Origin of the sequence: Streptomyces beijiangensis (genome assembly GCF_017315755.1) — a bacterium.
Lineage (GTDB): Bacteria > Actinomycetota > Actinomycetes > Streptomycetales > Streptomycetaceae > Streptomyces > Streptomyces beijiangensis.
This window is the reverse complement of record NZ_JAFLRJ010000444.1, coordinates 1-1,012: the sequence shown is the minus strand read 5'-3', so window position 1 is coordinate 1,012 and position 1,012 is coordinate 1. Positions and strand designations below refer to the sequence as shown.

Annotated in this window: 1 protein-coding gene and 1 pseudogene; both read right to left on the bottom strand. The window is 72.5% G+C overall.

Annotated elements, in window-relative coordinates:
- Positions 1–631 (bottom strand): annotated as a pseudogene (locus J0695_RS34035) (radical SAM protein); the annotation flags it as partial.
- A 42-nt stretch (positions 632–673) separates the two neighbouring features.
- On the bottom strand, positions 674–1,012 hold a 339-nt coding region (locus J0695_RS34030; RefSeq protein WP_206968629.1), incomplete at its 5' end, for a PP2C family protein-serine/threonine phosphatase.

Below are 1,012 nucleotides of genomic sequence, written 5' to 3'. Positions count from 1 at the left end.
CGCGCCAGCTGCGTCCCCTCCTCGACGATCAGTGCGTACGCACTCACATGGTCGGGCCCGGCCCCCACGGCCGCCGCCAGTGAGGCCCGCCAGTCGTCGTCGCTCTCGCCCGGCGTCCCGTAGATCAGATCAAGATTTACGTGCTCGAAGCCCGCCGCCCGCGCCTCCGCGACGCACGCCTCGGGCCGCCCCGGCGTATGCGTACGCTCCAGCACCTTCAGTACGTGCTGCCGCGCNNCTCGGTGGTGATCTCCGCGTCCTCCGCGAGCCCGAACTCGTCACGGACCGCGGCCAGCATCGAGACGAGATCGGCCGCCGCGAGCAGCGTCGGCGTCCCGCCGCCCACGAAGACGGTCTGTACGGGCCGCGGGTCGTCCCCCATGACCTTGCGCGCGAGCCGGATCTCGTCGGCGACCATCTCGGCGTAGTTGTCCCGGGAGGCGAGCACACCGCCGGAGCTCCGCAGCTCGGTCGCGGTGTAGGTGTTGAAGTCGCAGTAGCCGCAGCGCGTCGCGCAGTACGGCACATGCAGATAGAACCCGAGCGGCCGTGCGCCCGCGCCTTCGAAGGCGGAAGGGGGCAGCGCCCCGTCCTCGGGCATGGGCTCACCATCGGGCAGTACGGAAGGCATGCCCCCATTGTCCGTCACGCCCGCCCGTCCCCACGCCCGCGGCTACTCGGCCCGCAGCACCAGCAGCGCCAGATCGTCGTCCAGCGGCTTCTCCCCGAAGTCGTACACGGCCCGCCTGACCCGCTCGGCGACCCCCTGCGCCGTCAGCCCCACGCACCCCGCGAGGACCTTCGCCAGCCCGTCCCCGTCGTCGAACATCCGCGCCCCGCCGCGCCGCTCGGTCACCCCGTCCGTCACACAGAGCAGGGTGTCGCCCGGCATCAGATCGAAGCTCTCGCTCTCGTACGTGGCGTCGTCGAGGACCCCGAGGAGCACCTGCGGCTCCGCCGCCGGCTCCACACTCCCGTCGGGGCGCAGGAGCAGCGGGAGCGGGTGACCGGC